The organism is Fundidesulfovibrio magnetotacticus, from assembly GCF_013019105.1.
GTDB lineage: Bacteria > Desulfobacterota > Desulfovibrionia > Desulfovibrionales > Desulfovibrionaceae > Fundidesulfovibrio > Fundidesulfovibrio magnetotacticus.
This window is the reverse complement of record NZ_BLTE01000036.1, coordinates 1-5620: the sequence shown is the minus strand read 5'-3', so window position 1 is coordinate 5620 and position 5620 is coordinate 1. Positions and strand designations below refer to the sequence as shown.

Annotated in this window: 2 tRNA genes and 3 rRNA genes; all 5 read left to right on the top strand. The window is 55.3% G+C overall.

Annotated elements, in window-relative coordinates:
• Nucleotides 1-655: 655 nt before the first annotated feature.
• The 5 genes from NNJEOMEG_RS20120 to rrf all read left to right on the top strand — a co-directional run bounded on the left by NNJEOMEG_RS20120 (nucleotide 656) and on the right by rrf (nucleotide 5597).
• Nucleotides 656-2205 (top strand): 16S ribosomal RNA (locus NNJEOMEG_RS20120).
• Nucleotides 2206-2268: 63 nt separating this feature from the next.
• Nucleotides 2269-2345: transfer RNA gene (locus NNJEOMEG_RS20115), tRNA-Ile, on the top strand.
• A 13-nt stretch (nucleotides 2346-2358) separates the two neighbouring features.
• Nucleotides 2359-2434 (top strand) — tRNA-Ala (locus NNJEOMEG_RS20110).
• A 77-nt stretch (nucleotides 2435-2511) separates the two neighbouring features.
• Nucleotides 2512-5430: ribosomal RNA gene (locus tag NNJEOMEG_RS20105) — 23S ribosomal RNA — on the top strand.
• Nucleotides 5431-5481: 51 nt separating this feature from the next.
• Nucleotides 5482-5597, top strand: a 5S ribosomal RNA gene (gene rrf / locus NNJEOMEG_RS20100).
• The 16S, 23S and 5S rRNA genes sit together here with 2 tRNA genes alongside, the layout of an rRNA operon.
• Nucleotides 5598-5620 lie beyond the last annotated feature (23 nt).

Here is a 5620-nt window from a genome sequence, read left to right as displayed (position 1 = left end):
CAACGTTCACGACGGGCGGAGACGGAAACGATCTTTATCAGCCAAGTATGAGTAAGGGACGGCGACGCATCGTTTGAAGCGTTGCATGACGGACCGACCGCACCATGAGCCCGAACGGCCACAGAGTGGGTTGGTGACAGAGTGCGATGCAGTGTTGATGCGTAGCGCGTTCCTCCCGGAACGGGGAAAAGAAATCTGGTCGGCGGCGAAAAAAGCCGTTGACAACTGGCGGCGGGGCGCTTAGAAAGCTCCTCCCGTCACGAGGTTTCCACCCGGGACGGGGCGGATGAAAAAACGGATGAAAAAAGTCGTTGACATCCGGGGCCGACTGAGAGTAGTTAGCCCCTCCCGCCGCGAAGGGAACTTCGAGGGCGGGGCCGGAAACGAACTTGAAAAAAGTGGTTGACGGCACGGGGGTGAAAGCTTAGAAAGCCCCTCCGCCACGAAGGAGACTTCGGAGCGGGATTGAAAAAAAGAGTCGGCGGCGAGAAAAAAGTCGTTGACAAGATGATCCGGAGGGGGTTACAAGCTCCTCCCCGCGACGAGAAAACGCGGAAGTGATCTTTGACAATTAAATAGCGAGTCGGGTGATTCTGAAAGAAAAAGCACACCCTGTCGACGCAAGTCGGCTGGGTTTCAGCAAGACAAGGATTTCAAACTGGAGAGTTTGATCCTGGCTCAGATTGAACGCTGGCGGCGTGCTTAACACATGCAAGTCGTGCGAGAAAGGAGACTTCGGTCTCTGAGTAGAGCGGCGCACGGGTGAGTAACGCGTGGATGATCTACCCTTGAGTTCGGGATAACGGGACGAAAGACCCGCTAATACCGTCTAACAATCCATTTCATCATGGGTTCAAAGCAGGCCTCTCGACGAAGCTTGCGCTTGAGGATGAGTCCGCGTCCCATTAGCTAGTTGGCGGGGTAACGGCCCACCAAGGCAACGATGGGTAGCTGGTCTGAGAGGATGATCAGCCACACTGGAACTGAAACACGGTCCAGACTCCTACGGGAGGCAGCAGTGGGGAATATTGCGCAATGGGGGAAACCCTGACGCAGCGACGCCGTGTGAGGGAAGAAGGCCTTCGGGTCGTAAACCTCTGTCAGAAGGGAAGAACCGCCGGGGGTCGAATAGCCTCTCGGTCTGACGGTACCTTCAGAGGAAGCGCCGGCTAACTCCGTGCCAGCAGCCGCGGTAATACGGAGGGCGCGAGCGTTAATCGGAATCACTGGGCGTAAAGCGTGCGTAGGCTGTTTGATAAGTCAGGCGTGAAATCCCTCGGCTCAACCGGGGAACTGCGCTTGATACTGTCGAACTCGAGTCCTGGAGAGGGTGGCGGAATTCCTGGTGTAGGAGTGAAATCCGTAGATATCAGGAGGAACACCGGTGGCGAAGGCGGCCACCTGGACAGGTACTGACGCTGAGGCACGAAAGCGTGGGGAGCAAACAGGATTAGATACCCTGGTAGTCCACGCGGTAAACGATGGATGCTAGGTGTCGGGGAGCGATCTTCGGCGCCGCAGCTAACGCATTAAGCATCCCGCCTGGGGAGTACGGTCGCAAGGCTGAAACTCAAAGGAATTGACGGGGGCCCGCACAAGCGGTGGAGTATGTGGTTTAATTCGATGCAACGCGAAGAACCTTACCTGGGTTTGACATCCCTCGAATCCTCCCGAAAAGGAGGAGTGCCCTTCGGGGAGCGGGGAGACAGGTGCTGCATGGCTGTCGTCAGCTCGTGCCGTGAGGTGTTGGGTTAAGTCCCGCAACGAGCGCAACCCTTGTCCTTAGTTGCTACCGGGTAAAGCCGGGCACTCTAGGGAGACCGCCTCGGTCAACGGGGAGGAAGGTGGGGACGACGTCAAGTCATCATGGCCCTTACGCCCAGGGCTACACACGTACTACAATGGCGGATACAAAGGGTCGCGAAGCCGTGAGGTGAAGCCAACCCCAAAAAGTCCGTCTCAGTCCGGATTGCAGTCTGCAACTCGACTGCATGAAGCTGGAATCGCTAGTAATCGCGCATCAGCATGGCGCGGTGAATACGTTCCCGGGCCTTGTACACACCGCCCGTCACACCACGAAAGTTGGTTCTACCCGAAGCCGCCGGGCTAACCGCAAGGAGGCAGGCGTCTACGGTAGTGCCGATGATTGGGGTGAAGTCGTAACAAGGTAGCCGTAGGGGAACCTGCGGCTGGATCACCTCCTTTACAGAAAGAAACCCGACTCGCTATTTAATTGCAAGGATCAAATCCTTGCAGCCGCCGGCCCGAGGGCCTGTAGCTCAGGTGGTTAGAGCGCACGCCTGATAAGCGTGAGGTCGATAGTTCAAGTCTATCCAGGCCCACCACCCCATGTTTGATGGGGGCGTAGCTCAGCCGGGAGAGCGCCTGCCTTGCACGCAGGAGGTCATCGGTTCGAACCCGTTCGCCTCCACCATAATGGTGGAATGAACGGCGGGACAACGGCGGCAGATCATTGAAAGTTGAATAAGGGATGGAACGCGTTAGTACGCGGGACAAGATAATAAGGGCAATCGGTGGATGCCTTGGCGCTAAGAGGCGATGAAGGACGCGGTAGGCTGCGATAAGATTCGGGGAGCCGCCAAACAGGCTATGATCCGGATATTTCCGAATGGGGAAACCCGGCTGGAGTCATGTCCAGTCATCTCCTTACTGAATACATAGGTTTGGAGAAGCGAACGCAGGGAAGTGAAACATCTCAGTACCTGCAGGAAGAGAAATCAAATGAGATTCCCTCAGTAGCGGCGAGCGAAGAGGGAAGAGCCCAAACCGTGCGGATTCGTCCGTGCGGGGTTGTGGGACCGGTACAAGCGATCCGCAAGTATGCAGGGGAAGTGTCTGGGAAGGCACGTCATAGAGGGTGAAAGCCCCGTACCCGAACCAGAAAGCGGCGCGTCCGGCACCCGAGTACCACGAGGCCCGTGAAACCTCGTGGGAATCTGGGGGGACCATCCTCCAAGGCTAAATACTCCTTAGCGACCGATAGTGCACCAGTACCGTGAGGGAAAGGTGAAAAGAACCCCTGTTAGGGGAGTGCAATAGAACCTGAAACCGATTGCCTACAAGCGGTGGGAGCAGCTTCGGCTGTGACCGCGTGCCTTTTGCATAATGAGTCAGCGAGTTACTCTCATGTGCGAGGTTAAGTCTAAAATGACGGAGCCGCAGCGAAAGCGAGTCTGAATAGGGCGCTTTAGTACATGGGAGTAGACCCGAAACCAGGTGATCTATCCATGAGCAGAGTGAAGCTCGGGTAAAACCGAGTGGAGGCTCGAACCAGTTAGGGCTGAAAACCTTTTGGATGACTTGTGGATAGGGGTGAAAGACCAATCAAACCTGGTGATAGCTGGTTCTCCCCGAAATATATTGAGGTATAGCCTCGGATTAGACGTACGGAGGTAGAGCACTGAAAGGGCTAGGGGTCCCACCAGATTACCAAACCCTATCAAACTCCGAATGCCGTCCGTTGATGTCCGGGAGTCAGACTCTGGGTGCGAAGGTCCAGGGTCGAGAGGGTAAGAGCCCAGATCGCCGGCTAAGGTTCCCAAGTTCATGCTGAGTGTATAAGGAAGTGACGTCGCTTAGACATCCAGGAGGTTGGCTTAGAAGCAGCCATCCTTTAAAGAAAGCGTAATAGCTCACTGGCCTAGCGACGTTGCGCCGAAAATGTATCGGAGCTAAGCATGACACCGAAGCCGCGGGATCGCACTTTGTGCGATCGGTAGGGGAGCGTTCCGTGACGGGATGAAGGCAGTGCGTAAGCCCTGCTGGACTAAACGGAAGTGATAATGCTGACATGAGTAACGTTAAAACGAGTGAGAAACTCGTTCGCCGTAAACCCAAGGTTTCCTGGGTAAAGTTAATCTTCCCAGGGTGAGCCGGCCCCTAAGGCGAGGCTGAAAAGCGTAGCTGATGGGAAACAGGTTAATATTCCTGTGCTCGTGCGAGTGTGCGATGGGGGGACACGGAAGGGTAGGCCATCCGGCTGTTGGACGCCGGTGCAAGCAGGTAGGCTTGAGAGTAGGCAAATCCGCTCTCTTTAAGGCCGAGATGTGATGCCGTGACTTTATAGTCTGAAGTGGTTGATCCCATGCCGTCGAGAAAAGCCTCTAAGTTTAGCGCGCGCGAACCGTACCGCAAACCAACTCTGGTGGGTGGGGAGAATATCCCAAGGCGCTTGAGAGAACTCCGGTTAAGGAACTCGGCAAATTGACCCCGTAACTTCGGGAGAAGGGGTGCCTCTGGATGTGAAGTACTTGCTACGTAAGCATCAGGAGGCCGCAGAGAAATGGCGGTGGCGACTGTTTACTAAAAACACAGGTCTGTGCGAAGTCGCAAGACGACGTATACGGACTGACTCCTGCCCGGTGCCGGAAGGTTAAGGGGTGAGGTCAGCGCAAGCGAAGCCTTAAACCGAAGCCCCGGTAAACGGCGGCCGTAACTATAACGGTCCTAAGGTAGCGAAATTCCTTGTCGGGTAAGTTCCGACCTGCACGAATGGAGTAACGATCTCCGCACTGTCTCAACCGGAGGCTCAGTGAAATTGAAGTGGCGGTGAAAATGCCGTCTACCCGCGGAAAGACGGAAAGACCCTGTGCACCTTTACTATAGCTTGACATTGGTTTTTGGGCATTCATGTGTAGGATAGGTGGGAGACTGTGAACCCTGCGCGCTAGCGTGGGGGGAGTCAACGTTGAAATACCACCCTTGGATGTTTAAGAATCTAACTCCATGCCGTTATCCGGCTGGAGGACATTGTCTGGTGGGTAGTTTGACTGGGGCGGTCGCCTCCCAAATAGTAACGGAGGCTCGCAAAGGTTCCCTCAGGCTGATTGGAAACCAGCCGTTGAGTGCAAAAGCATAAGGGAGCTTGACTGTGAGAGAGACATCTCGAGCAGGTACGAAAGTAGGCTTTAGTGATCCGGTGGTCCCGCATGGAAGGGCCATCGCTCATAGGATAAAAGGTACGCCGGGGATAACAGGCTGATCGCATCCAAGAGTTCACATCGACGATGCGGTTTGGCACCTCGATGTCGGCTCATCACATCCTGGGGCTGGAGCAGGTCCCAAGGGTTCGGCTGTTCGCCGATTAAAGTGGTACGCGAGCTGGGTTTAAAACGTCGTGAGACAGTTTGGTCCCTATCTTCCGTGGGCGTAGGAGGATTGAGAGGGTTTGCCCCTAGTACGAGAGGACCGGGGTGAACGAACCACTGGTGTTTCTGTTGTGGCGCCAGCCGCATTGCAGAGTAGCCACGTTCGGAAAAGATAACCGCTGAAAGCATCTAAGCGGGAAACTTGCCTCAAGACTAGTCCTCCCTGAAGGGCCCAGGTAGACTACCTGGTTGATAGGCCGCACGTGCAAGCGTAGTGATACGTTCAGCGAAGCGGTACTAATAGCCCGTTCGGCTTGACTCGCTAAGTACAAAACGCGTTCCTCCCTTATTAACTTAATATCTCCAGGAATTTCCTGGTGGCCTTAGAGGAGGGGGTACACCCGATCCCATTCCGAACTCGGAAGTTAAGCCCTCCTTCGCCGATGATACTGCCAGGACCGCTGGTGGGAAAGTAGGTCGCTGCCAGGATCCTTTAAACAAGCCGCCCGCTC